The sequence below is a fragment of the Embleya scabrispora genome (genome assembly GCF_002024165.1).
GTDB lineage: Bacteria > Actinomycetota > Actinomycetes > Streptomycetales > Streptomycetaceae > Embleya > Embleya scabrispora_A.
In genome coordinates, this window is record NZ_MWQN01000001.1 from 5,021,209 (window position 1) to 5,046,429 (window position 25,221).

Annotated in this window: 19 protein-coding genes and 2 pseudogenes; 19 read left to right on the forward strand and 2 right to left on the reverse strand. The window is 71.3% G+C overall.

Annotated elements, in window-relative coordinates; translation table 11 throughout:
• Window positions 1-26 precede the first annotated feature (26 nt).
• The 13 genes and pseudogenes from B4N89_RS22270 (at window position 27) to B4N89_RS22330 (ending at window position 14,392) form a co-directional block, all read left to right on the forward strand.
• The gene (locus tag B4N89_RS22270; RefSeq protein ID WP_078977593.1) at window positions 27-1,700 is read left to right on the forward strand and encodes a UDP-N-acetylmuramoyl-L-alanyl-D-glutamate--2,6-diaminopimelate ligase; all 1,674 of its coding nucleotides are present in this window, start codon (window positions 27-29) and stop codon (window positions 1,698-1,700) included.
• Entirely contained in the window at window positions 1,697-3,118 is a 1,422-nt protein-coding gene (locus tag B4N89_RS22275) for a UDP-N-acetylmuramoyl-tripeptide--D-alanyl-D-alanine ligase (protein ID WP_078977594.1), read from the forward strand. The genes B4N89_RS22270 and B4N89_RS22275 overlap by 4 nt, the downstream gene beginning before the upstream one ends.
• A complete protein-coding gene (mraY, locus tag B4N89_RS22280; protein WP_078977595.1) occupies window positions 3,115-4,173 on the forward strand; it encodes a phospho-N-acetylmuramoyl-pentapeptide-transferase in 1,059 nt (352 codons plus the stop codon). Before B4N89_RS22275 ends, mraY begins: the two co-directional genes overlap by 4 nt.
• Window positions 4,174-4,193: 20 nt before the next feature.
• Entirely contained in the window at window positions 4,194-5,678 is a 1,485-nt protein-coding gene (murD, locus tag B4N89_RS22285; protein ID WP_078979536.1) for a UDP-N-acetylmuramoyl-L-alanine--D-glutamate ligase, read from the forward strand.
• Window positions 5,679-5,687: 9 nt separating this feature from the next.
• Window positions 5,688-7,007, forward strand: coding sequence for a putative lipid II flippase FtsW (gene ftsW / locus B4N89_RS22290; protein ID WP_078977596.1), 1,320 nt, complete (start codon window positions 5,688-5,690; stop codon window positions 7,005-7,007).
• 5 nt (window positions 7,008-7,012) lie between these two features.
• Window positions 7,013-8,107 carry an undecaprenyldiphospho-muramoylpentapeptide beta-N-acetylglucosaminyltransferase gene (gene murG, locus B4N89_RS22295; protein WP_078979537.1) on the forward strand — a complete coding sequence of 365 codons (1,095 nt, stop codon included), beginning with the start codon at window positions 7,013-7,015 and terminating at the stop codon, window positions 8,105-8,107.
• 21 nt (window positions 8,108-8,128) lie between these two features.
• Window positions 8,129-8,953, forward strand: a complete 825-nt coding sequence (locus B4N89_RS22300) for a cell division protein FtsQ/DivIB (RefSeq protein ID WP_078977597.1) — start codon at window positions 8,129-8,131, stop codon at window positions 8,951-8,953.
• 290 nt (window positions 8,954-9,243) lie between these two features.
• Window positions 9,244-10,416, forward strand: a complete 1,173-nt coding sequence (gene ftsZ, locus B4N89_RS22305; RefSeq protein WP_078979538.1) for a cell division protein FtsZ — start codon at window positions 9,244-9,246, stop codon at window positions 10,414-10,416.
• 73 nt (window positions 10,417-10,489) lie between these two features.
• Window positions 10,490-11,221, forward strand: coding sequence for a peptidoglycan editing factor PgeF (gene pgeF, locus B4N89_RS22310; protein ID WP_078977598.1), 732 nt, complete (start codon window positions 10,490-10,492; stop codon window positions 11,219-11,221).
• A gap of 43 nt (window positions 11,222-11,264) precedes the next feature.
• Window positions 11,265-11,990: a YggS family pyridoxal phosphate-dependent enzyme gene (locus tag B4N89_RS22315; RefSeq protein WP_078977599.1), complete on the forward strand. Its 726-nt coding sequence runs from the start codon at window positions 11,265-11,267 to the stop codon at window positions 11,988-11,990.
• Window positions 11,991-12,063: 73 nt separating this feature from the next.
• A complete protein-coding gene (locus tag B4N89_RS22320; protein WP_078977600.1) occupies window positions 12,064-12,708 on the forward strand; it encodes a cell division protein SepF in 645 nt (214 codons plus the stop codon).
• 65 nt (window positions 12,709-12,773) lie between these two features.
• Window positions 12,774-13,057, forward strand: a pseudogene (locus tag B4N89_RS22325) (YggT family protein).
• Between the two features lie 45 nt (window positions 13,058-13,102).
• Window positions 13,103-14,392 (forward strand): DivIVA domain-containing protein, encoded by a 1,290-nt coding sequence (locus tag B4N89_RS22330; protein WP_078977601.1) that lies wholly within the window; start codon window positions 13,103-13,105, stop codon window positions 14,390-14,392.
• Window positions 14,393-14,545: 153 nt separating this feature from the next.
• Here the strand turns inward: B4N89_RS22330 and ileS are convergent, their stop codons facing one another.
• Window positions 14,546-17,695, reverse strand: coding sequence for an isoleucine--tRNA ligase (gene ileS, locus B4N89_RS22335; protein ID WP_078977602.1), 3,150 nt, complete (start codon window positions 17,693-17,695; stop codon window positions 14,546-14,548).
• Between the two features lie 646 nt (window positions 17,696-18,341).
• Here ileS and B4N89_RS22340 point away from each other — a divergent pair.
• The 5 genes and pseudogenes from B4N89_RS22340 to B4N89_RS22360 all read left to right on the forward strand — a co-directional run bounded on the left by B4N89_RS22340 (window position 18,342) and on the right by B4N89_RS22360 (window position 23,121).
• Window positions 18,342-18,788, forward strand: coding sequence for a TraR/DksA family transcriptional regulator (locus B4N89_RS22340; protein ID WP_235618729.1), 447 nt, complete (start codon window positions 18,342-18,344; stop codon window positions 18,786-18,788).
• Between the two features lie 31 nt (window positions 18,789-18,819).
• A pseudogene (gene lspA, locus B4N89_RS22345) lies at window positions 18,820-19,437 on the forward strand (signal peptidase II); the annotation flags it as partial.
• Window positions 19,438-19,658: 221 nt separating this feature from the next.
• On the forward strand, window positions 19,659-20,603 hold the full coding sequence (locus B4N89_RS22350) for an RluA family pseudouridine synthase (RefSeq protein ID WP_078977604.1): 945 nt from the start codon (window positions 19,659-19,661) through the stop codon (window positions 20,601-20,603).
• A gap of 125 nt (window positions 20,604-20,728) precedes the next feature.
• A complete protein-coding gene (locus B4N89_RS22355; protein WP_078977605.1) occupies window positions 20,729-22,318 on the forward strand; it encodes a Na+/H+ antiporter in 1,590 nt (529 codons plus the stop codon).
• Window positions 22,319-22,521: 203 nt separating this feature from the next.
• The gene (locus B4N89_RS22360) at window positions 22,522-23,121 is read left to right on the forward strand and encodes a dienelactone hydrolase family protein (RefSeq protein WP_078977606.1); all 600 of its coding nucleotides are present in this window, start codon (window positions 22,522-22,524) and stop codon (window positions 23,119-23,121) included.
• On the opposite strand, the gene B4N89_RS22365 is transcribed toward B4N89_RS22360, so the two are convergent.
• Entirely contained in the window at window positions 23,025-24,269 is a 1,245-nt protein-coding gene (locus B4N89_RS22365; RefSeq protein ID WP_414646426.1) for a mechanosensitive ion channel family protein, read from the reverse strand. The genes B4N89_RS22360 and B4N89_RS22365 overlap by 97 nt on opposite strands.
• Before the next feature lie 160 nt (window positions 24,270-24,429).
• Here B4N89_RS22365 and B4N89_RS22370 point away from each other — a divergent pair, with 160 nt between their 5' ends.
• Entirely contained in the window at window positions 24,430-25,068 is a 639-nt protein-coding gene (locus B4N89_RS22370; RefSeq protein WP_143658049.1) for a hypothetical protein, read from the forward strand.
• Window positions 25,069-25,221 lie beyond the last annotated feature (153 nt).

A 25,221-nucleotide genomic window follows, 5' to 3' on the forward strand; every position in this document is an offset into this window, starting at 1 on the left:
GTCCAAAGCGCGGTAGCCTGCCCGCCGTGCCCAACCGTGATCTGCGCCGCCCCGCCGAGGCGCGCCCTCAACCGCTGACCGGCCTGGCCGGGTTTCTCGACGTCCCGCTCACCGGGGGCCCGAGCGATCCGGAGGCGACGCTGACCGGCGTCACCCACGACTCGCGGGCCGTGCGCCCGGGCGATCTGTACGCGGGGTTGCAGGGCGAGCACGTACACGGCGCCGCGTTCGCCACGCAGGCCGCCGAGGCCGGCGCGGCCGCGCTGCTCACCGACCCGGCGGGCGCGGCACTTGCGGCCGGCAGCGGTCTGCCCGCCCTCGTGGTGGCCGATCCGCGCGGCCGACTGGGTGAGATCGCGGCCTGGGTGTACGGGCGGCCCGCCGAGCACCTGACCATGTACGGCGTCACCGGCACCAACGGCAAGACCACCACCGCCTACCTGCTCGACGGCGGGCTGCGCGCGGGCGGCGGCGTCACCGGGATGATCGGCACCGTCGAGACCCGGATCGGCGAGGAGGTGGTTCCCAGCGTGCGCACCACACCGGAGGCCACCGACGTGCAGGCGCTGCTCGCGTCGATGCTGGAGCGCGGCGTCACCGACGCCGTGATGGAGGTCTCCAGCCACGCGCTCGCGCTCGGCCGGGTCGACGGCACCGTCTACGACGTGGCGCTGTTCACCAACCTGTCCCAGGACCACCTGGACTTCCACCCGTCGATGGAGGACTACTTCCTGACCAAGGCCGACCTGTTCACGCCGCGCCGCTCACGCCTGGGCGTGATCGACGTGGACGACGCGTACGGCCGCCGGCTCGCGAAGCTGGCGAGCGTACCGGTGCTGACCGTGTCCGCGACGGGCGACCAGGACGCCGACTGGCGGGCCGAGAACGTCGAACTCGGCCCCGACGGCAGCCGCTTCACCGTGGTCGGGCCCGACTGCCACAAGGCCGAGGCGCGGGTGCGCCTGGCCGGCCCGTTCAACGTGTCCAACGCGCTGCTCGCGATCGTCGCGCTGACCGCCGGCGGCGTCTCGCTCGACGACGCCGTCGAGGGCGTGGGACGCACGCCGGGGGTGCCCGGGCGGATGGAGCGGGTCGACGTCGGCCAACCGTTCGAGGCCGTGGTCGACTTCGCACACACTCCGGACGCGGTCGAGACGCTGCTGCGCGCGCTGCGCCCGGTGACCTCCGGCGCGCTGACCATCGTGCTCGGCGCGGGCGGGGACCGGGACCGGGCCAAGCGCCCGTTGATGGCCTCGGCCGCCGCCCGGTTCGCCGACGCGGTCGTGCTCACCAGCGACAACCCGCGCTCGGAGGACCCGAACACGATCCTGGACGAGATGCTGGCCGGCATCCGTGCGGCCGACGCCGCGCCGGGTGCCGTGCTGGTCGAGCCGGATCGGGTCGCGGCGATCGCGCTCGCGGTGGACCGGGCCGCGCCGGGCGACACCGTGGTGATCGCCGGCAAGGGACACGAGCAGGGCCAGGAGTTCGCGAACGGGGTCAAACACCCCTTCGACGACCGCGTCGAGCTGCGCGCGGCGTTGGCCAGAACCATGCACGCCGGCCCCGCGTCCCCCAAGCAGTCCACCGATGCGAGGATCGTGGCTCCCGCACCATCAACGCACACCCCGACGTCCGAGACCCCGAACCCAGGCGTCCCGGCGACCGGCACCTCGCGTGCCGAGGAGACGAACCAGTGATTTCCAGCACTCTTGCCGAGATCGCCACCGCTCTCGGAGGGCGGCCGGCGGGCGGCGCGGATCCGCACGCGCACATCACCGGCGGGATGGTCGTCGACTCCCGCAAGGCCGGGCCCGGCACGCTGTTCGTGGCCGTGCGCGGCGAGCACGTGGACGGGCACGACTACGCCCGCGCCGCGATCGAGGCCGGCGCGGTCGCGGTCCTCGCCGAGCGCGACACCGGCACCCCGGCCATCCTCGTCGACGACGTGGTCCGAGCGCTCGGGCGACTCTCCCGGACGATCCTCGACCGCCGTCCCGAGACCACGGTGATCGCGCTGACCGGCTCCTCCGGCAAGACGAGCACCAAGGACCTGCTCGGCCAGGTGCTCGCCCGCCGGGGCCCGACGATCGCCCCGAGCGGCAACTTCAACACCGACATCGGCCTGCCGATGACCGTCCTGGGGGTGACCGAGGAAACCCGCTACCTGGTCGCCGAGATGGGCGCGCGCCACGTCGGCGACATCGCCTACCTGTGCACGATCGCCCCGCCCCGGATCGGCCTGGTCCTCAACGTCGGCTCCGCGCACATGGGCGAGTTCGGCGGGCGCGAGGGCATCGCCAAGGCGAAGGGCGAACTGGTCGAGGCGCTGCCCGCCGACGGCGTGGCCGTGCTCAACCGGGACGACCCGTACGTGCGCGCGATGGCCGCGCGCACCAGGGCCCGCGTGGTCACCTTCGGCGAGAGCGCCGAGGCGGACGTACGGGCCGAGAACGTGACACTGGACGAGCGGGGACGGGCCTCGTTCACGCTGTGCGTGCCCGAGGGCAGTGCGCCGGTGATCTTGCGCCTGTACGGTGAGCACCACGTGGCGAACGCACTCGCGTGTGCCGCCGTGGCACGCGAAGTGGGCATGACCGTCGAGGACATCGCGGCCGCCCTCGGCGCGGCCGGTACGATCTCCCGCTGGCGGATGGAAGTGACCCGCAGGGACGACGGGGTGACCGTCGTGAACGACGCGTACAACGCCAACCCCGAGTCGATGCGGGCCGCACTCAAGGCCCTGGTCGCGATGGCGGGCGGCAATCGTACGTTCGCCGTGCTGGGCGCCATGCGGGAGTTGGGCGAGGAGTCGCTGACCGAGCACGACGCGATCGGGCGACTCGCGGTACGCCTGAACATCCACCGACTGGTGGCCGTGGGCGGCAGGGAGGCCGCCTGGATCGACATGGGCGCGAAGAACGAGGGTTCGTGGGGTGAGGAGTCGGTGCTGGTGCCCGACGTAGAGGCGGCCGTCGAACTACTCCGGGGCGAACTGGCCCCGGGCGACGTCGTACTGGTGAAGGCGTCCCGAGGGGTCGCCCTGGAACGGCTCGCGGACGCGCTGTTGGCGGACGCCGCCGGGGACGACGTGAGCAACGCGGAGGTGCACGGGTGAGGGCCATCCTCATCGCCGGCGGCATCGCCCTGGTGTTGTCGCTGATCGGTACGCCGCTCGCGATCCGGATCCTGGTCAAGCGCGGCTACGGCCAGCTGATCCGGGACGACGGTCCGGCCGGACACCACAGCAAGCGCGGTACGCCCACCATGGGCGGCGCGGTGATCATCCTGGCCGCGCTCATCGGCTACGGCGCCGCCAAGGCGATCACCCTGGAGACGCCGAGCGCGTCCGCGCTCCTGGTGCTGTACCTGATGGCGGGCCTGGGCCTGGTCGGCTTCGTCGACGACTTCATCAAGATCGTCAAGCAGCGCAGCCTGGGTCTGCGCGCCAAGGCCAAACTGGCCGGACAGTCGTTCGTGGGCATCTCCTTCGCGCTGCTCGCGATCCAGTTCAAGGACGCGCGCGGGTTCACCCCCGCGTCCACACACCTGTCCTTCGTGCAGGACACCGCGCTCGACCTGACGCCGGTGTTCTTCGTGATCTGGGCCTACATCCTGATCGCCGGCCACTCCAACGGCGTCAACCTCACCGACGGTCTGGACGGCCTGGCCACCGGCGCCTCGGTGATCGTCTTCGGCGCGTACACCTTCATCGGGGTCTGGCAGTACGGCCAGTCGTGCCTGAACGCGCCGGGCGTGGGCTGCTACGACGTGCGCGATCCGCTCGACCTGGCGATCGTGTCGGCGGCGATGATGGGCTCGTGTTTCGGCTTCCTGTGGTGGAACACCTCGCCGGCCAAGATCTTCATGGGCGACACCGGGTCGCTCGCCCTGGGCGGCGCGCTCGCCGGGTTGGCCATCCTGACCCGCACCGAGTTGTTGTCCGCGCTCATCGGCGGCCTGTTCCTGATCATCTCGCTGTCGGTGATCATCCAGGTGGGCTACTTCAAGATGACCGGCAAACGGGTGTTCAAAATGGCGCCGCTCCAGCACCATTTCGAACTCAAGGGGTGGACCGAAGTACTCATCGTGGTTCGGTTCTGGATCATCGCCGGCCTGTGCGCCATTCTCGGGATCGGCATCTTCTACGCGGGCTGGGTTACGGGAACGTAAGAGACGTGAGTACGAAAGACCTGAGCACCTTCACCCATCACGGTGCGCCGTGGGCCGAGTTGTCGTTCTGCGTCGCGGGCACCGGGGTCACCGGCGCGTCCGCGGTGCGGGCGCTGCACGGCCTCGGCGCCCGGGTCGTGGCGATCGACGGCAGCGCCGACGACAACGCGCGGCGCCGCGCCGAGGAGTTGGGCGCGCTCGGCGTCGACGTGCGGCTGGGCGACGACGAGACGCTGCCCGAGGACGTCGACGTACTGATCGCCTCGCCCGGACTGCGGCCCACCAAGCCGCTGTTCGCCGCCGCGCGCGCGGCCGGCGTACCGGTGTGGGGCGACGTGGAGTTGGCGTGGCGGCTGCGGCCGCGGGTGAACCCCGCGCCGTGGCTGGCGATCACCGGCACCAACGGCAAGACCACGACCGTGCGGATGCTCGCCTCGATCCTGGAGGCGTCCGGCAAGCGGGTCGCCGCCGCGGGCAACGTCGGCACGCCCGTGGTGGACGCGGTGCTGGCCCGCGACCAGGACGGCGAACCGGCGTACGACGTGCTCGCGCTGGAGTTGTCCAGCTTCCAGCTGCACTGGCTGCCGACCTGGGAGGAAAGCCCCAAGGACGACGCCGGCGCGCCGCGGATGCTGGCTGCGGCGGTGCTCAACATCGCGCCGGACCACCTGGACTGGCACGGCTCGCCGGAGGCGTACGCGGCGGACAAGGGCCGGATCTACGGCGGGTGCCAGATCGCCTGCGTGTACAACCTGGCCGACCCGCAGACCGAGCAGCTCGTGCACGAGGCCGAGGTCGAGGAGGGCTGCCGCGCGGTGGGCTTCGGGCTCGGGCCGCCGGGTCTGTCCGACTTCGGGGTGGTCGACGACCTGCTGGCCGATCGCGCGTTCGTGGCCGACCGGCACAGCACCGCGGCGGAATTGGCCACCGTGGGCGACGTGAACCCGCCCGCGCCGCACAACGTGGCCAACGCGCTGGCCGCCGCCGCGCTGGCCCGCGCCTACGGCGTGCCGCCGGTGGCGGTGCGCGACGGGCTGCGCGCGTTCCGGCCCGACGCGCACCGCATCGCGCACGTGGCCACCGTGGCCGGCGTCGACTACGTGGACGACTCCAAGGCCACCAACGGTCACGCCGCGGCGGCCTCGCTGGCCGCCTACCGGGACATCGTGTGGATCGCCGGCGGCCTGGCCAAGGGCGCGTCCTTCGACGACCTGGTCTCCGGCGCGAAGAACCGGCTGCGCGCGGTGGTGCTGATGGGCGCCGACCGCGCGGTGATCCGGGACGCGCTCGCGCGACACGCCCCCGATGTCCCCGTGGTGGAGGTGGCCGCGACCGACACTGGGGCCATGGAACTGGTCGTGGGCGAGGCGGCGGCGCTGGCGCGTCCGGGTGACACCGTGCTGCTCGCGCCCGCGTGCGCCTCGATGGACATGTACGCCCACTACGGCAAGCGCGGCGACGCGTTCGCCGACGCGGTCCGCGGGCTCGGGCCGGCGGCGGGCTGACCGGGCGCGATGGCCGCCGGTCCGCAGACCCGCGAGGCACACCCCGCGCCCGCCGACGAGCGGCGGCCGCGGGGCGGCTCGCGGCTGCCCGCGCCGCGTCCGGCCGCCGGGGCGCGCCGGATCGGGCCGCTCCGGCGGGAGCTGCGCCGGGCCATGGACAGCCCGTTGACCGCCTACTACCTGCTGCTCGGCTCCGGCCTGCTGCTCACCGTGCTGGGCCTGGTGATGGTGCTGTCCGCGTCGCAGATCACCTCTCGCACGATCTACGGCTCCTTCGACGAGATCTTCACCAAGCAGTTGATCGCGGTCGCGATGGGCTTCCCGCTGATGTGGATCGCGTCACGTCTGCCGCTGCGCTGGTACCGCCGGTTGGCCTATCCGTTCCTGCTCGGCTGCGTCGGCGCGCTGTGTCTGGTCCTGGTGCCCGGACTGGGCATAGAGGTCAACGGCAACCGCAACTGGATCGGCTTCGGCTCGTTCCAGATCCAGCCCTCGGAGTTCGCCAAGCTGGGCCTGGTGTTGTGGGGGGCCGACGTGCTCACCCGCAAGCGCCGACTGCTGGGCCAGTGGCGGCACATGTTCGTCCCGCTGCTGCCCGGCGCGCTGATCATCCTGTTCCTGGTGCTGCTCGGCGGCGACATGGGCACCGCGATGATCATCACCGTGCTGGTCTTGGCGCTGCTGTGGATCGCGGGCGCGCCGGGTCGGCTGTTCGCCATGGCGATCGCGGTGGTGAGCGTGCTGACCACCGTGCTGATCGTGCTCAAGCCGCACCGGGCCGCCCGGTTCGCGGGTTTCCTCGACCCGTTCTCCGACCCGGACGGCAGCACGTTGCAGGCCGCCCAGGGCATCTATTCGCTGGCCACCGGCGGCTGGTTCGGCAGTGGAATCGGGACCAGCTATGGCAAATGGGGCACTTTGCCCGAGGCGCACACAGACTTCATCTTCGCCGTCATCGGCGAGGAATTGGGTCTCGTGGGGACGCTGTCCGTACTCACCCTCTTCGCGGCCCTAGGCTATGCAGGTATCCGCGTCGCGAGTCGGACGAAAGACCAGTTCGTACGGCTCGCCGCGGGTGGCGCGACCGCGTGGATCATGGCCCAGGTCATGATCAACGTCGGGGCGGTGCTCGGCCTGCTGCCGATCGCCGGAGTGCCGTTGCCATTGGTGTCCTACGGAGGTTCCGCCCTGCTTCCGACCATGTTCGCCGTGGGCATGCTGTTGTCCTTCGCCCGAGGTGAGCCAAAGGCCGAGGCGGCGCTCGCCGCACGCGGGCCCGGGGCGGTTCGTCGAGCGTTCGCGCGGATCCTGCCGCGCAGGGATGGGTGAATCAGGTGCATGTCGTCCTTGCCGGCGGAGGAACCGCCGGGCACATCGAGCCCGCTCTGGCCTTGGCGGACGCGCTGCGCCGCCAGAACCCGAACGTGGGTATCACGGCGCTCGGCACGGCCAAGGGCCTGGAGACCAAGCTCGTTCCCGCTCGCGGCTACGAACTGGCGTTGATCCCGGCCGTGCCGTTGCCGCGCAAGCCCACGCCCGAACTGATGACCGTGCCCGGCCGGCTGCGCGGCACGATCCGCGAGGCCGCGGCCGTGCTCGAGCGCACCCAGGCGTCCTGCCTGGTCGGCTTCGGCGGCTACGTCGCGTTGCCGGGCTACCTGGCGGCCAAACGCCAGGGCGTGCCGACCGTGGTGCACGAGGCCAACGCCCGTCCGGGGCTGGCCAACAAGATCGGTGCCCGCTACACCCGATTCGTCGCGGTGAGCACGCCGGACAGCAAGCTGCGCGGGGCCCGCTACATCGGCATCCCGCTGCGCCGTGCGATCGCCACCCTGGACCGCAACGCGCTGCGCGACGAGGCCCGGGCGATGTTCGGCCTGGACCCGATGCGGCCCACGCTGCTCGTGTTCGGCGGCTCGCAGGGCGCCCGGCGGCTGAACGAGACGCTGGCCGCCACCGCCCGGCAACTGCTCGCCGAGGGGGTCCAGGTGCTGCACGCGGCCGGCCCCAACAACGAGTTGAAGATCGACTCGCCGCCCGGTGGACCGGCCTACGTCGTGGTGCCCTACCTCGACCGGATGGACCTGGCCTACGCGGCGGCCGACATGGTGCTGTGCCGGGCCGGCGCGATGACCTGCGCCGAGTTGGCCGCGGTCGGGCTGCCCGCGGCCTACGTACCGCTGCCCATCGGCAACGGCGAGCAGCGGTTGAACGCCCAGCCGGTGGTCAAGGCGGGCGGCGGTCTGCTGGTGGACGACGCCGACCTGACCCCCGACTGGATCCGCTCCTCGGTGCTGCCGGTGCTGACCGACGCGCGTCGCCTGCACGACATGGGCAAGGCCGCGGCCGAGTTCGGTCGGCGCGACGCCGACGAGGAACTGGTCCGGATGGTCCACGAGGCGATCGCCGCCGCGCGGTTGCCCCAGTAGCCGCCGGCCCGAGGAGCGTCCTTGCCCGACACGAAGGAGCGCGCGCCGGCGCGCCCGGCCAGGCCCGGCCGCGCGCCGCGGCGGCGCTGGACCAATCTGCGCCCGCTCCTCGTCGTGGTGGTGCTCGTGGTGCTCGCGGGCGCCGGGTGGGCGATCGTCTACCACTCGCCGCTGCTGGACGCCCGGACGGTGTCCGTCGGCGGGCCGGTCGTGCTGCCCAAGGACCAGGTCGCCAAGGTCGCGGCGGTGCCGGTCGGCGAACCACTGGCCGGGATCGACCTCGGCGCGATCCGGGCCCGGGTGGCCGCGATCCCGCGCGTGGCCTCGGTGCACGTGGAACGCGACTGGCCGCACACGGTGCGGATCACGGTCCGCGAACGCGCCACCGCCCTGGTGGTGCCGGACGCGGACCGCTACGCGGAGATCGACAAGGACGGCGTACGGTTCGGTACGGTGGACGCCGCGCCCGCCGGAGTGCCGATCGTCAAGGTCGACGCCAACACGGTGAGCCGGGAAACGCTACGGGGGGTGGTCCAAGTGGTCTCGGCACTGCCGCCGCCGGTCGCGCAGCGGGTACGGGACATCACCGCCCGGACGCGCGACGACATCGTGCTGGTGCTGGACAAGGGCGAGACCGTGTCGTGGGGCGGGGCGGAGGCGTCGGATCGCAAGGCGCTCGTGCTCGCGGTGCTGCTGACGCGGCCGGCGAAGTTCTACGACGTCAGCGCGCCCGACGCGCCGGTGACCCGAACCCAACCGTTTCCCTCGCTCGCGCCGCCGGCGCCCGCGCAGTCGTTGGCTCCGGGGGCGCCCGGCACGGCGGTTTCGACCCCGAGCACGCCGTGACCGGGGGCGGAAGCACTCGGCCACTGCGATAAAACAATAGGGACAGGTTCGGCGTGTTCGTTGAACCGCGTCCGATGGGGACCTAGTGTCGGCCTAGCCCCAGGTTGACAAAGCAGTTATCCGCACTGTTCGGATCGGCGGCGTTCGATGCGAACAGGGCTGACTCTATACCTGAGGGTGAGGGTTTTGGTGGCTCGCGGAAATCGCGTCCCGACCTCCCCAAGTCGGCAAATGTCGGCATGCCGGAACCACGGCACGCCGACCGGAACTCGAGGCGAGAGGCCTTCGACGTGGCAGCACCCCAGAACTACCTCGCAGTCATCAAGGTGGTCGGTATCGGCGGTGGCGGGGTCAACGCCATCAACCGGATGATCGAGGTCGGTCTCAAGGGCGTCGAGTTCATCGCGATCAACACCGACGCCCAAGCCCTCCTCATGAGCGACGCCGACGTCAAGCTCGACGTCGGCCGCGAACTCACCCGCGGCCTGGGGGCCGGGGCGAATCCCGATGTCGGGCGCAAGGCCGCCGAGGACCACCGCGAGGAGATCGAGGAGGTCCTCAAGGGGGCCGACATGGTCTTCGTCACGGCGGGCGAGGGCGGCGGCACCGGCACCGGTGGCGCCCCCGTGGTGGCCAACATCGCCCGTTCGCTCGGCGCGCTCACCATCGGCGTGGTCACGCGCCCGTTCACCTTCGAGGGACGGCGCCGCGCGAACCAGGCCGAGGACGGCATCGCGCAGCTTCGCGACGAGGTCGACACGCTGATCGTGATCCCCAACGACCGACTGCTGTCCATCTCCGACCGGCAGGTCAGCGTCCTGGACGCGTTCCGCTCGGCCGACCAGGTGCTGCTGTCCGGTGTCCAGGGCATCACCGACCTGATCACCACGCCCGGCCTGATCAACCTCGACTTCGCCGACGTCAAGTCGGTGATGTCGGAGGCGGGTTCGGCGCTGATGGGGATCGGCTCGGCGCGCGGCGACGACCGCGCGGTGGCGGCGGCCGAGATGGCCATTTCCAGCCCGCTCCTGGAGGCGTCGATCGACGGCGCCCGGGGTGTGCTGCTCTCCATCTCCGGCGGCTCGGACCTCGGTCTGTTCGAGATCAACGAGGCCGCGCAGCTGGTCAGCGAGGCCGCGCACCCCGAGGCCAACATCATCTTCGGCGCGGTGATCGACGACGCGCTCGGCGACGAGGTCCGGGTCACCGTGATCGCGGCCGGCTTCGACGGTGGACAACCGCCGTCCAAGAGCGAGTTGGGCAAGCCCGCGGCGGCGCCGCAGCCGCCCGCGCGCCCCGAGCCGACCGGTCGCCCGGGCGGCTCGACCATCGGGCAGGGCGTACTCAACGACCCGCCGCAGACGACCTACCAGACCCCGACCACGCCGGGCCCGCGCACCCCGCTGGTGCCGGAACCGATCAAGGACGATCTGGATCTCGACATCCCGCCGTTCATGAAGTAGAAGAAAAACGTCGTCGGCAGTCGGCGACGCAAGAGTTCGAAACAAATCGACACGACCACGAGGTGGCCCGAACGTGTTCACGCGAAGGGCCGCTTCCGGCGGCGCCCGTATCGCCTTCACCGACCGGTGGGGCGGCACGGGCGCCGCGCCGTATGACGAGTTGAACCTCGGCGACCATGTGGGCGACGACCCGCGGGCGGTGGCTGCCAACCGCGCGCGCACCGCCGAGGCGTTGGGCCTTTCGGCCGACCGGGTGGTGTGGATGAACCAGGTGCACGGCAACACGGTGGCCGTGTCGACCGGTCCGACCGCCGAACCGGTGCCCGGCACCGACGCCGTGGTCACCGCCACCCGGGGCCTCGCGCTCGCGGTGCTGGTCGCCGACTGCACTCCGGTACTGCTCGCCGATCCGCACGCCGGCGTGATCGGCGCCGCGCACGCGGGCCGGCCGGGGCTGGCCGCCGGCGTGGTGCCCGCCACGATCGAGGCGATGCGCGGCCTCGGCGCCGACCCCGCCCGGATCCGGGCGTGGACCGGACCGGCCGTCTGCGGCGCCTGCTACGAGGTTCCCGAGGCGATGTGCGACGAAGTGTCCGCACTCGTCCCCGCCGCGCGCGCCCGCACCCGCCAGGACACGCCGGGACTCGATATACCGGCCGGAGTGTGGGCGCAACTCGCCGCGCAGGGGGTCGTGTCGGGTGAGAAATCGCACATCTGCACGCGCGAGTCGGCCGACCATTTCTCCTATCGGCGCGACCGCGTCACGGGTCGGATCGCCGGCTACGTGTGGCTCGCCGAGGACTGACCCCGCGCGGGCGCGGCGGGCCGGCGTCGGCGACGATGGGCCCATGGACACGCCCGATTCAGCGACCGCCACGACCGCCCGCCGGCGGGCCGAGCTCGCCGCCAACCTGGCCGACGTCCGGGCCCGGATCACCGCCGCGTGCACCGCGGCCGGCCGCTCGCCCGAGGACGTCACCCTCGTCGTGGTGACCAAGACCCACCCCGCGAGCGACGTGCGCCTGCTCGCCGAACTCGGCGTCCGCGACGTCGGCGAGAACCGCGACCAGGAGGCCGCGCCGAAGGCGGCGGCCACCGAGGACCTCGACCTTCGTTGGCACTACGTCGGCCAATTGCAGACCAACAAGGCCAAATCGGTGGCCGGTTACGCCGATGTGGTGCACTCGCTCGACCGAATCCGCCTCGCGCACGCGCTGTCCGTCGCGGCCGAGCGGCAACAACGCTCGATCACCGCGCTGTTGCAGGTCAGCCTGGACGAAGACCCCGCCCGAGGCGGGGTGTCCGCGACCGACCTGGCCGAACTCGCCGACGCCGTGGCCGAGGCGCCGCGACTGACCCTCGGCGGAGTGATGGCGGTGGCCCCGCTCGGCGTCGAACCCGCCCGCGCGTTCGCCCGGTTGCGAGAAATCGCAACCCGCCTACGCGAAGCCCATCCGGCTGCGAACATGGTTTCCGCGGGGATGAGCAACGACCTCGAAGCGGCCATCGAGGCCGGGGCGACACATGTACGCATCGGTACTGCGGTGCTCGGAGTCCGGCCCTCCCTCCGGTAGCGTCGCCGTGAAGTGGATCGCACGACCCACGGTGACCTCAGCCGATCCACCGTGAGACCGGAGGAAGCGGAACATGGCCGGCGCAATGCGCAAGATGGCGGTCTACCTCGGCCTCGTGGAGGACGATGTCTACGAGTATGACGATTACGATGAGGACGACATCGGCCAGGACGGCCGCGACCGGGTCGAGCGCACCGATCGTCGCGAGGAGCGACGGGACGAGCGTCGTGAGGAGCCACGTGAAGTACGCGAACCGCGTGGGGAATCGCGGGAACGTCGCGACGATCCCGTTCGTGGAGCTACTGCCCTCCGCGAAGCGGGGGCCCTTCGTGACGAAGGCCGCCTCGAAGAACACCGCGCAACAGTGTCCGCCATGCCCGAACGCCGTCCCGAGAGCAGCACACCGGTGACCGTACACAAAGTCGTCAGCGAACGTGAGCCCTACCGCATCACGACGCTGCACCCGCGTACCTACAACGAAGCCCGCACGATCGGCGAGCACTTTCGCGAGAGCACGCCCGTGATCATGAACCTGACCGAAATGGAGGACACCGACGCCAAGCGCCTGGTGGACTTCGCCGCGGGGCTCGTGTTCGGCCTGCACGGCAGCATCGAGCGGGTCACCCAAAAAGTCTTCCTCCTATCGCCTGCTAACGTCGATGTGACAGCCGAGGACAAGGCCCGCATCGCCGAGGGCGGGTTCTTCAATCAGAGCTGAGGTGTGCGAAAACTGAGGCTAGGTGCGGTCCTGACCAGAGGGACGGCACACGAGGGGGCAGGTAAATGAGCATCGCGCTGGAGATCATCCGCATCGTGCTCTACTGCTTTTTGATCGTGTTGTTCTTCCGCTTGGTGATGGACTACGTGTTCCAGTTCGCGCGGTCGTACGAGCCGCGCGGGCCATGGTGGTACTGCTGGAGGCGACGTACTCCATCACCGATCCACCGTTGAAGTTGCTGCGCAGGTTCATTCCTCCGCTGCGCCTCGGGGGTGTAGCACTCGACCTGTCCTTCTTCGTACTGATGATCATCGTCTACATCCTGATCTCCGTCGTGGGCAGGCTGTAAGCGGTACCGTCTGTCCGATGCCGACGATCACGCTGAGGTGAAGAGATGCCGTTGACCCCCGAAGACGTGCGTAACAAGCAGTTCACGACCGTCCGTCTCCGCGAGGGCTATGACGAGGACGAGGTCGATGCGTTCCTCGATGAGGTCGAGGGCGAACTGACCCGACTTCTCCGGGAAAACGAGGATCTGCGAGCGAAACTCGCGGCGGCCACCAGGGCCGCCGCGCAGAGTCAGCAGCAGGCCCAGCAGCGCAAGGAGCGCGAACGCCCCGACGCACCCGTCCCGGCAGCCATATCCGGGCCGACCCCGGTTCCCCCGCCGCCCCAGATGGGTGGGCCCCAGGGAATGCAGGGCGGCCAGCACCCGATGCAGGGCGGCCCGCAGCAGCTCGGTCCCGGTGGACCGCAGCAGCACCCCATGGGGGGACCGCAGCAGCTCGGTCCCGGCATGAGCGGCCAGCACCAGCTTCAGGGTCCGCCGCAGCACCAGCTGCAGGGCGGCCCCGGCATGCAGAGCGGCCAGCACCAGCTGCCCGGTCAGCAGCAGCACCAACTGCAGCCGGGTCAGCACCAATTGCAGGGCGGCCCCGGCCTGGGCGGTCCCGGCATGAGCGGTCAGCACCAGCTTCAGGGTCCGCCGCAGCACCAGCAGCAGCTGCAGCAGCACCAGTTGCAGGGCGGCCCGCCGCAGCTCGGTCCGGGCGGACCGCAGCAGCAGATGGGCAACCCCGGTGGCGACAGCGCCGCCCGAGTGCTCGCGCTGGCGCAGCAGACGGCCGACCAGGCGATCGCCGAGGCCCGCTCCGAGGCGAACAAGATAGTGGGCGAGGCGCGCACCCGGGCCGAGGGCATGGAGCGCGACGCGCGGTCCAAGGCCGACGCCCTGGAGCGTGACGCGCAGGAGAAGCACCGCGTCGCGATGGGCTCGCTGGAGAGCGCCCGCGCCACGCTCGAGCGCAAGGTCGACGACCTGCGCGCGTTCGAGCGCGAGTACCGCACGCGGCTGAAGTCGTACCTGGAGAGCCAGCTTCGTCAGCTGGAGTCGCAGGCCGACGACTCGCTCGCGCCGCCGCGGACCCCGGCCACGGCCTCGCTGCCGCCGGCCATGTCGTCCGCGCCGGTACCGATGTCGCAGTCGATGGCTCCGTCCATGGGCCAGTCGATGTCCCAGCCGTCGTCGATGTCGCCGGCCATGACGCCGTCGATCGGGCAGCAGATGAGCCCGGCGATGACGCAGCAGATGTCGCCGGTGCGTCCGCAGGCTCCGCAGCCGCAGCAGATGCAGCAGCCCTCGCCGATGCGCGGGTTCCTGATCGACGAGGACCCCGACAACTGACCGGCCACTGAGCGTCGGTCGGTCATCCGAGAAGCGCCCGCCCCCTTCGGGGGGACGGGCGCTTCTCGGGTTTCCGGGCCTCGGGTTTCCGGGCCTCGGTTACGGCGGGGCCGGGGCACGGGCGGGACGACCGCGGTCGCCCCGCCCGGCCGGTCAGACCTTGCGCAGCCAGAACCGCAGACCGAGCGCGGGGTCGCCGTGCTCGAACAACTCCTCGTCCTCCGGGGAGCCCTGGGCGAACTGCGTCGCCAGCACCTCGTCGGCGACCTGGCCGCCGTGCGCGAGCAGCGCCGACGTGGTCTCCTCCGACTCGTCCGCGGCCCACCACACCAGGATCCGGTCGGAGACCTCCAGGCCGCTGTTCTTGCGCGCCTCCTGGATCAGCCGGACCACGTCACGGGCGAGGCCCGCGAGCCGCAGCTCCGGGGTGATGGTCAGGTCCAGCGCCACGGTCGCACCGTCCTGGCCGGCCACCGTCCAGCCCTCGCGCGGGGTTTCGGTGACGATGACCTCCTCGGCCACCACCTCCACCGGCTCGCCCTCGACCTCGACCACCGCGGTGCCCGAGGTGCGCAGCGCCGCCGCCAGGGCCGCCGCGTCGGCCGCCGCGATGGCACCGGCCACCACGGGGGTGCGCTTGGCGAACCGCTTGCCCAGGGCCCGGAAGTTGCCCTTCGCGCTGTACTCGACCAGGTCGCCGCCCGCCTCGGACAGCGCCGCCACCGAGACCACGTTCAGCTCCTCGGCGATCTGCGCGCGCAGTTCGTCGGACAACTCGTCCCAGCCGCTCGCGCCGATCAGCGCCCGGCCCAGCGGCTGCCGGGTCTTGACGCCGGAGTCCGCCCGGGTGGCCCGGCCCAGCTCGACCAGGCGCCGCACCAGCGCCATCCGCCGCCCCAGTTCGGGCTGTACGAGGGCCGGGTCCGCGGTCGGCCAGGTCGCCATGTGCACCGACTCGGGGGCGTCGGCGGTCACCGGACGCACCAGGTCCTGCCAGACCCGCTCGGTGATGAACGGCACCAGCGGCGCCATCAGCTTCGTCACCGTGACCAACGCCTCGTGCAGCGTGGCCAGCGCGGCCGGGTCCGCGTTCCAGAACCGCCGCCGGGACCGGCGCACGTACCAGTTCGACAGGTCGTCCACGAACGCGGTGAGCGCCTTGCCCGCGCGCTGCGTGTCGTAGGCCTCCAGGGCCGCGTCCACGTCGCCCACGAGGGTGTTCAGCTCGGACAGCAGCCACCGGTCGAGCAACGGGCGGTCGGCCGGGGCCGGGTCGCTCGCGCTCGGCGTCCAGCCGCCGGTGCGCGCGTACAGGGCCTGGAAGCTGACCGTGTTCCAGTAGGTCAGCAGCGTCTTGCGGACCACCTCCTGGATGGTGCCGTGCCCGACCCGACGGGCCGACCACGGCGAGCCGCCCGCGGCCATGAACCAGCGCACCGCGTCGGCGCCGTGCCGGTCCATCAGCGGGATCGGCTCCAGGATGTTGCCCAGGTGCTTGGACATCTTCCGGCCGTCCTCGGCCAGGATGTGCCCCAGGCAGACCACGTTCTCGTAGGAGGACCGGTCGAACACCAGCGTGCCGACCGCCATCAGCGTGTAGAACCAGCCGCGGGTCTGGTCGATCGCCTCGGAGATGAACTGGGCCGGGTAGGACTGCTCGAACAACTCGCGGTTGCGGTACGGGTAGCCGAACTGGGCGAACGGCATCGACCCCGAGTCGTACCAGGCGTCGATCACCTCGGGCACCCGGGTCGCCTGCTCGCCGCACGCGGTGCCGTCGGCGGCCTTGGCCGGGCAGCCGAAGACGACCTCGTCGATGTACGGCCGGTGCGGGTCCAGGTCCGACAGGTCGCGCCCGGTCAGCTCGGAGAGTTCGGCCAGCGAGCCGGCGCAGGTCAGGTGGCCCTCCTCGCACCGCCAGATGGGCAGGGGGGTGCCCCAGAAGCGGTTGCGCGAGAGCGCCCAGTCGATGTTGTTGTTCAGCCAGTCGCCGTAGCGGCCCCACTTGACCGTGTCCGGGTGCCAGTTGGTCCGCTCGTTCTCGCGAAGGAGCGCGTCCTTGACCGCGGTGGTGCGCACGTACCAGGACGGCTGCGCGTAGTAGAGCAGCGCGGTGTGGCAGCGCCAGCAGTGCGGGTAGCTGTGCTCGTACTCCAGGTGCCGGAACAGCAGCCCCCGGGCCCGCAGATCGGCCACCAGGGCCTCGTCGGCCTTCTTGAAGAACTGTCCGCCGACCAGCGGCAGCTCGGCCTCGAAGGTGCCGTCGGGGCGCACCGGGTTGACCACCGGCAGGCCGTACGCGCGGCAGGTCTCCAGGTCGTCCGCGCCGAACGCGGGCGCCTGGTGCACGACGCCGGAGCCGTCCTCGGTGGTGACGTACTCCGCGAGCACCACGAAGTTCGCGTCCTCCAGCGGCAGCAGCTCGAACGGGCGCCGGTAGGCCCAGCGTTCCATCTCCCGGCCGGTGAACCGCTCGCCGGTGGCCACCCAGCCCTCGCCGAGCGCCTTCGCGAGGAGGGGCTCGGCGACCACGAGGCGTTCGTCGCCGTCGGTGGCCACCACGTAGGTCACGTCGGGGTGCACCGCGGCGGCGGTGTTGGAGACCAGCGTCCACGGCGTGGTCGTCCACACGAGCAGCGCCGCCTGCCCGGCCAGCGGTCCGGAGGTGAGCGGGAAGCGCACGTACACCGAGGGGTCGACGACCGTCTCGTAGCCCTGCGCGAGTTCGTGGTCGGACAACCCGGTGCCGCAGCGCGGACACCACGGCGCGACCCGGTAGTCCTGGGTCAGCAGGCCCTTGTCGAAGATCTGCTTGAGCGACCACCAGACCGACTCGACGTACTCCGGGTCCATCGTCCGGTACGCCTTGGACATGTCGACCCAGTAGCCCATCCGGGTGGTCAGGTCCTCGAACGCGCCCACGTGCGTCATCACCGACTCGCGGCACTTCGCGTTGAACTCGGCGATCCCGTAGCGCTCGATGTCCGGCTTGCCGGAGAAGCCCAACTGCTTCTCCACGGCCAGTTCGACCGGCAGGCCGTGGCAGTCCCACCCGGCCTTGCGCGGCACGTTGTAGCCGCGCATCGTGCGGTAGCGCGGGAACACGTCCTTGAACACGCGCGCCTCGATGTGGTGCGCCCCCGGCATGCCGTTGGCCGTCGGCGGGCCCTCGTAGAAGACCCAGCGGGGACCGTCGGCGTTCTGCGCGAGGGAGCGCTCGAAGATGTCGTTGTCCCGCCAGAACGCGAGGACCTCGTGCTCCATGGCGGGCAGGTCGACCTGCGCCGGTACCGGGCGGTACATGTGGCTTCCTTCCGCGGGCTGTGATGCGTGCCTACCGAAGGGACGAGACGGCCGTCGGCCGATCCCGCGGTACCACCCTTCTTGGCCGCGCGCCGCCCGATCCGCCAACCGTGCCCGGGCGGGCACAACCCTCTCGTCTGCGCGAGGGCCGGTTCTACGGGTCGCTCCGCAGCCGGACCGACCTTTCCTCCGACAGCTCCGGGGTGATCTTCACCTCGCGCACACCCCCGGGCTCACACCGTCCCCGGGTCGCTGGCGGCTGCGTGCGACGCTACTCGTCCCCATCGACACCGTCTCGCTCTGCGGATTGTACGACCCGCGCGGACCCTCGCGCCTCCGAGTTCACCCGACCCCAGGTGCATAACGATCCGCTCGGGAACCGGTAACGAACGGGACACGTAGAAGAGGGATAAGCGTGGTTGCGTCTGGGCACAACCGATTTACGTCGCCGCCCCGGCGCAATCAGTGACGGGACGGCGCGTCCGGTTGTCCGGAGCGACCCATCCCTAAGCGAAACAAGGGGGCCGTGAACATGACGGATACAGAGAAGGCGAGTGGCGGGCGGACGCGTCGTGCGACCACGACGGCCGCGCCGCGAGCCTCGGTACGGGGAGGAACGGGACGCACCGTGAAGGCGACTGCACACGTGACGACCTCGACCGCGATGCTCCCGACACCGCCGAGCGGGTTCCATGAGCCGACGATGTACATCGTCCGGCCGGGGGAGGACCCCTGGGACGACGCGGAGCTGCGCGAGGTGCGCGAGGGCCTGATCGAGACCGCGCACGAACTGCGCGCGGAGATCGCCGTGTCGGAGAACGGCATCGCCGATCTGCTGCGCGACTCGGGGGAGGGCGCGGGCGACGATCAGGCGGACACCGGGACCAAGAACTTCGAGCGCGAGCACGAGATGTCCCTGACCAACAACGCGCGTGGCATGCTGCTCCAGTCGGAGAAGGCGCTGCGGCGCCTCGCCGACGGGACATACGGGGCCTGCGAGTCGTGTGGTTCGGCCATCGGCAAGGCACGCCTGCAGGCGTTCCCGCGTGCGACCCTGTGTGTGACCTGCAAGCAGCGCGAAGAGCGCCGGTAGCCGCCGCGGCCGCCGGCGGCGCGTCCGAGGACTGGAGCACGCCATCGGCACCGGAGCGGAACGACGGGAAGACGCGGAGTCGCAGGCCCCCGCGGGGGAGCCGGACACCGGGGCGACCGGGGGCGGGGCGGGCGGCGACGAGCCGACCGCGCCCGCCGGTTCGCGTACCCGTCGCTACATCCTGGTCCTGCTCGGGGTCGCGGCCGTCGCCTACGCCCTGGACCTGATCAGCAAGCTGATCGTGGTGAAGAAGCTCGAATACCACGCCCCGATCGACATCCTCGGCGACTGGCTCCAGTTCCGGGCCACCCGCAACGCGGGCGCGGCGTTCGGCATGGGCCAGGGTCTGACCATCGTGCTCACGGTGATCGCCAGCGCGGTGATCGTGGTGATCCTGCGGCTGGCCCGCAAGCTGAACAGCCTGCCCTGGGCGATCGCCCTCGGCTTGCTGCTCGGCGGTGCGCTCGGCAACCTCACCGACCGGATCTTCCGCTCGCCCAGCGTGTTCGAGGGCCACGTGGTGGACTTCATCGCGCCCAAGCACTTCGCGATCTTCAACCTGGCGGACTCGGCGATCGTGGTGGGCGGCTGCCTGATCGTGCTGCTGTCGTTCCTGGGTCTGCAGCCGGACGGTACGCGGGAGGGCGACGACGAGGGCGGGGACGACGAAGGCGGGGAAGAGGGCGCGGACGAGGCGTCGGCGAAGGCCGAGGCCGGCCGTGCTGCCGGGAACGGGGTCGTGGACGCGCCCGCCGGGGCCACGCGGGCGTCCGCGGCGGCGTCCTCCGGGACCGCCGAGCGGGCGGCCGAGGACCGGGACGGTGACCACGCCGTCGAGTCCGGTCCGGATGCCGGGCATACTCGTATCTCGTGACTGTCAATCCCGGCTCCCCCGAAATCCGCACGCTTCCCGTTCCCGACGGCCTCGAAGGCGAGCGGGTCGATGCCGCGCTCTCGCGGATGTTCGGCTTCTCGCGCACCAAGGCGGCCGAGCTGGCCGCCGCCGGGAAGGTGCAGCTCGACGGCCGGGCGGCGGGCAAGTCCGACCGGGTGGTCGGCGGAGCCTGGATCGAGGTCGAGATGCCGGGCGTGCCCCGGCCGGTGCAGCTCGTCGCCGAACCCGTGCCCGGCATGCGGATCGTGCACGACGACGACCACATCGTGGTGATCGACAAGCCGATCGGCGTCGCCGCGCACCCCAGCCCCGGCTGGACCGGCACCACCGTGGTGGGCGGCCTCGCGGCGGCCGGCTACCGGATCTCCACCTCCGGCGCGGCCGAGCGCCAGGGCGTGGTGCACCGCCTGGACGTGGGCACCTCGGGGCTGATGGTGGTGGCCAAGTCCGAGCGCGCCTACACGCTGCTCAAGCAGCAGTTCCGCGACCGCACGGTGGACAAGCGCTACCACGCGCTGGTTCAGGGCCACCCGGACCCGCACACGGGCACCATCGACGCGCCGATCGACCGGCACCCCACGCACGACTACAAGTGGGCCGTGGTGATGGGCGGCAAGCCCAGCGTCACGCACTACGACACGATCGAGGCGTTCCGCGCCGCGAGTCTGCTGTCGATCAAGCTGGAGACCGGGCGCACCCACCAGATCCGGGTGCACATGGCGGCGCTGCGGCACCCGTGCGTGGGCGACCTGACCTACGGCGCGGATCCGACGCTGTCCAAGCGGCTGGGCCTGGAGCGGCAGTGGCTGCACGCGGTGAGCCTGGCCTTCGAGCACCCCGGCGACGGTACGTGGGTGCGGTACGAGAGCGGCTACCCGGCAGACCTGACCGCGACCCTCGAGCGGGTCACCGACAAGTGAGGCGGGTCACCGGCAGGTGAGGCCGGGTTTCCGACCGGTGAGGCAATTGCCCGCCGGCCGGTGATTCGGCGGAGATTCGGGGAAGCCTCCAAGATCGAATCGCAGTCGATCGGTCCGGGGGTGGAGTGGCCCAGCTCACGCTGCTGTTTCTGTTGATGTTCGGCACGGTCGTGGTGGTGCCGCTCGCGGGCCGATTGCGGCTGCCCTTTCCGGTGCTGCTGACGCTGTACGGCGTGCTGCTCGGGTGGCTGCCGTTCGTGCCCAACCTGCGGATCGACCCCGACCTGCTGCTGCCACTGCTGTTGCCGCCGCTGTTGTACGCGGCGGCGCAGCGGTCGAGTTGGCGCGAGTTCGCGGCCAACGCCCGACCGATCACGCTGCTCGCGGTCGCGCTCGTGCTGGTGACCACGGCGGCGGTGGCGGCCGTGGCGGATGCGATGATCCCCGGGCTGCCGCTGGCGGGCGCGGTCGCGCTGGGCGCGCTGGTGGCGCCGCCGGATCCGGTGGCGGCTACGGCGGTGGCCGGGAGTCTGCGGTTGCCGCGGCGGCTGGTGGCGATCCTGGAGGGCGAGGGGCTGTTCAACGACGTCACCTCGCTCGTGCTCTACCAGGTCGCGGTCGCGGCGGTGGTGGGCGGTACGTTCTCGCCCGTCGAGGCGGCGGGCATGTTGGCGCTGTCCGCGGTGGTCGGCGTCGGGATCGGCTTCGCGGTCGGGCTGGCCGGGCGGTTGTTGCTCGGCCGGCTGGACGAGCCCACGCTGCAGACGCTGCTCACCCTCCTGGTGCCGTTCCTGGCCTACGTGGTCGCCGACGAACTGCACGGCTCGGGCGTGCTCGCGGTGTTGACCACGGCGTTCTATCTGGGCTCGGTCGCCGAGGACGCGGACAACGTGGTCGGCAGGCTCACCGGGCGCTCGTTCTGGGAGGTCGTGGACCTGGTCGTGACCGGTGTCGCGTTCGGGGTGATCGGTCTGGAGATGTGGGAGATCTTCCACGATCTGCGGGGCGATCGGGGCCGGCTGTTCCTGGAGGCGGGCGCGGTGGTGCTGACCCTGATCGTGGTGCGGGGCCTGTGGTTGTTCCCGGTCGCGGCGCTGGCGCGGCGCCTGCACGCACGGCTGCCGACCACCGGCGAGACCCAGACCCCGGATCCGCGCGAGACCGTGGTGGTGTGGTGGGCCGGGATGCGCGGCGTGGTGACGATCGCGCTCGCGCTGGCGCTGCCGCTGACCACCGACGCCGGTGACGCCTTCCCGGAGCGGCAACGACTGGTCGCGATCGCGTTCTGCGTGATCGTGGTGACGCTGCTGCTCCAAGGGGTCAGCCTGCCGTGGTTGGTGCGCCGGCTCGGGGTCTCGGAGACGGACGATGCGGAGAGCCACGAGGAGCGTCGGATCGCGGCGGCGGCGACGAAGGCCGCACTGCGTCGGCTGCGCGAACTGGACGAGCAGCGCGATCTCCCGGACGAGATGGTGCAGCGGTTGCGGGCCCGGCAGAAGGCGCTCCTGGCCGAGTTGAAGCCGGAGGGCATGGGCGAGGAACTGGCGGACGCGGTGGTCGAGCGCTCGCGGCGGATCAAGCTCCTGCACGAGATCGAGGCCGAGATGACGGCGGCGGCGCGGCGCGAGGTGATTGCGGCTCGGGGGCGCCGAGGGGTCGACCCGGCCGCGGCCGACCGGGTCCTGCGGCGGCTGGATCTGCGCAGCGTGCGGTGAGGCGATGCCGCTTCCGGGGGCCCTTGCCGAGCTCGGCCCCTCGGAGGTGGGCCGTCCTCAAACGCCGGACGGGCTGTGTTTGGGGTTGCGTTCGGTGTTTGACGTCGTCGTTCGCAGGCGCCTGCGGCGGGCTGGGGGCGGTTGGGGTCGGTATTGTTGGGGGTTTGTTGTTTGGGGATTGGTCTTCGGAAGGAATCGTTCTCGTGGCCCGCATCGTGTTGTTTCACTCGGCCTATGGGCTGCGGCCCGCTGTTCAGGATGCGGCCGGGTGGTTGCGGGGGCTCGGGCACGAGGTGGTTGTGCCGGATCTGTATGACGGGCGTTGCACCGAGTCCATCGAGGAGGGGATGGAGATCAAGGATGAGATCGGTGCGGACGAGTTGATCCGGCGCGCGGTGAAGGTGGCTGCCGGGCTCGGTGAGGGGCTTGTGTATGCCGGGTTCTCGCTGGGGGCCTCGATCGCGCAGAACGCCGTGTTCGCGGATCGTACGGCGGCCGGCCTGTTGATGTTTCACGGCACCTCCGACCTGCGTGAGGACGCCGTGACGGAGGTGCCGGTGCAGTTGCATGTGGCCGAGCCGGATCCGTTCGAGACCGAGGACTGGCTGGGGACCTGGTACCTGGGCATGCGCCGCGCCGGGGCCGATGTGGAGATCCACCGCTACCGGGGCGCCGGTCACCTGTTCACCGATCCCGGGCTGCCGGACTACGACCGCGAGGCCGCCTCGCGGGCCTGGGCGATCGCCTCGGACTTCCTCAGCGAGATCGACTCGGCCGCGGCGGCCGCGGCGGCCAACGACTGAGGCTTCTTGGCCAGGCTCACGTACTTGCGCGGACCGGTCTGCGCCGGCACCTGCGGGATCGGGCGCGCCTTCGCGAAGCGCCCGTTTCCGCTGTACGGGCCCACCGCCTCGTTGCCCAGCGGCGCGGGCGCGGTGGCGATTCGGGGCAGCGCGTACGGGTGTTCGCGGCGCAGGTAGTCGAGCAGCTTCTCGCGGACCTCGCAGCGCAGCGTCCACAGGTCGTCGGAGTCGCGGGCGGTGACCACCGCGCGGATCAGGATCGTGGTCGGCGTGGTGTCGGTGACGTACAGGCTCCAGCCTTGGCCGTCCCACAGGCCGGTGTCCTTGAGGATCCGGTGCAGTTCGTCGCGCAGTTCGCCCACCGGCGCCGAGTGGTCCAGGTGCAGGAACACCGTCCCGGTCATCCGGGTGTCGGTGCGCGACCAGTTCTCGAACGGCCGCGAGGTGAAGTAGGACACAGGCATCACGATCCGGCGCTGGTCCCACGTGTTGACCACCAGGTAGGTCAGGGTGATCTCCTCGATGGTGCCCATCTCCTGGTTGACCACCACCGAGTCGCCGATCCGGACCATGTCGCTGAACGCGATCTGCAACCCGGCGAACAGGTTGGCCAGCGCGCTCTGCGCGGCCAGACCGGCCACCACGCCGAGCAGGCCGGCGGAGGCGAGCAGGCTGGTTCCGATCGTCTTCATGCCCGGGAAGGTCATGATCATCGCGGCGAAGGTGATGATCCCGACGATCGCCACCGCGGTGCGTCGGATCAGCGCGATCTGGGTCTGTATCCGGCGCACCCGGCCGGTGTCCGTCGCGTTCGCCGCGTAGCGCTCGAACGAGGTGTTCACCAGCAGGGTCACCGCGTGCACGATCAGCCACGCGCAGGCCGCGATCACCGCGAGCACCAGGATGTGCCGGATCATGCCCCGACTGCGCTCGGGCAGCGCGGCGGCGGGCTCGGCGAGCAACAACATCGAGGTGCCGAGGGTCGCCACGATCGAGGCGCGGCCGCGCCGCGCCATCGACCACAGTGGTCCGGTCAGTGGTTTGCGGGTCTGTACTTCGCGGGCCAGGCGAGCCATTCCCCAGGTCACCAGGCCCGTGAAGGCGATCACCGAGACGAGCACGATCAGCGGGCGAAGTATGTGCCACACGTCCACGTCGAAGGCCTCCCAGGGGCTTGTGGTCAAACCCGTACCGTACCCGAGCCCGCCGAGGTCACCCCTCGCCTCGCGGGGCGCGTGGGAGGCGTGCCGGGGGTTCACGGGGGCGGTAACGTGCGAGTTCGGGTGGTGCACGGCACGGAGGACCGCGATGTCCAAATGGACCAGGATCGGCAGGGCCGGCTTCGGCGCGGTGCGGCGCGGACAGCGGTTCCGCAGCGCCTCGCGGGCCGCGGAGCAGCGCTCCGCCGAGGCCGGCGCGACCGCCTTCGACTCGGATGTGGACACCCGGCTCACCGCGCGGCAGACCGCCCTGCTGATCCGCTATCTGGTGGGCAAGGTGGTGCTGGGCCGGCTGGAATTCGTCTTTCTGGTCAAGTATCTGCTTGTGGTGCTCGGCCTTCCGACGCTGTTTCTGTTTCCGCCGCTGGGGATCGCGCTGCTCGTCCTGTTCTGCCTCGCCGCGCTGGTGCAGTGGATGATCTCGCGGGCGATCGGGCGGCTCGCCGCCTTTCGTCGGCTGGATGCCGCCGAGGGGGAGTTGACCGACGCGGCGACCGTGTGGTGGCCCAACCTCAAGCGCGAGACCGCCCGGGTGGGCCTGCCGACCCGTCCGCTCCCGCTGCTGCGCCTCGCCGCCGCCCGGGCGACGCGGCGGCTGGACCCCGAGCGTGAGGCGGCGTTCGCGGCGATCGACTGGCGGGCGGTGCTGCCGCGCGACCAGTGGCGGCGGGCCCGGGTGCTGCTCGCCGAGGAGGCGGGCGGCGGACCGGCCGGGCGGACCGCGTAGAGTCGTCTGGTCGTGTGTCACCCCGCGCGCACCTGACGCGCGTCGCGGGCCGCACGCCGTCACCACCACCTTCAGGACGACGCGCGGGGTCGGATGTACAAGCTGCCCGGAACGGACGAGCGGAGCGTGACCATTCCCGGCGAGCGCGCGAAC

Coding starts and splice junctions, on each gene's coding strand:
- ftsW (WP_078977596.1), top strand. CDS start 5,688: ATGGCCGCCGGTCCGCAGACCCGCGAGGCACACCCCGCGCCCGCCGAC.
- B4N89_RS22315 (WP_078977599.1), top strand. CDS start 11,265: ATGGACACGCCCGATTCAGCGACCGCCACGACCGCCCGCCGGCGGGCC.
- B4N89_RS22320 (WP_078977600.1), top strand. CDS start 12,064: ATGGCCGGCGCAATGCGCAAGATGGCGGTCTACCTCGGCCTCGTGGAG.
- B4N89_RS22330 (WP_078977601.1), top strand. CDS start 13,103: ATGCCGTTGACCCCCGAAGACGTGCGTAACAAGCAGTTCACGACCGTC.
- ileS (WP_078977602.1), bottom strand. CDS start 17,695: ATGTACCGCCCGGTACCGGCGCAGGTCGACCTGCCCGCCATGGAGCAC.
- B4N89_RS22370 (WP_143658049.1), top strand. CDS start 24,430: ATGTCCAAATGGACCAGGATCGGCAGGGCCGGCTTCGGCGCGGTGCGG.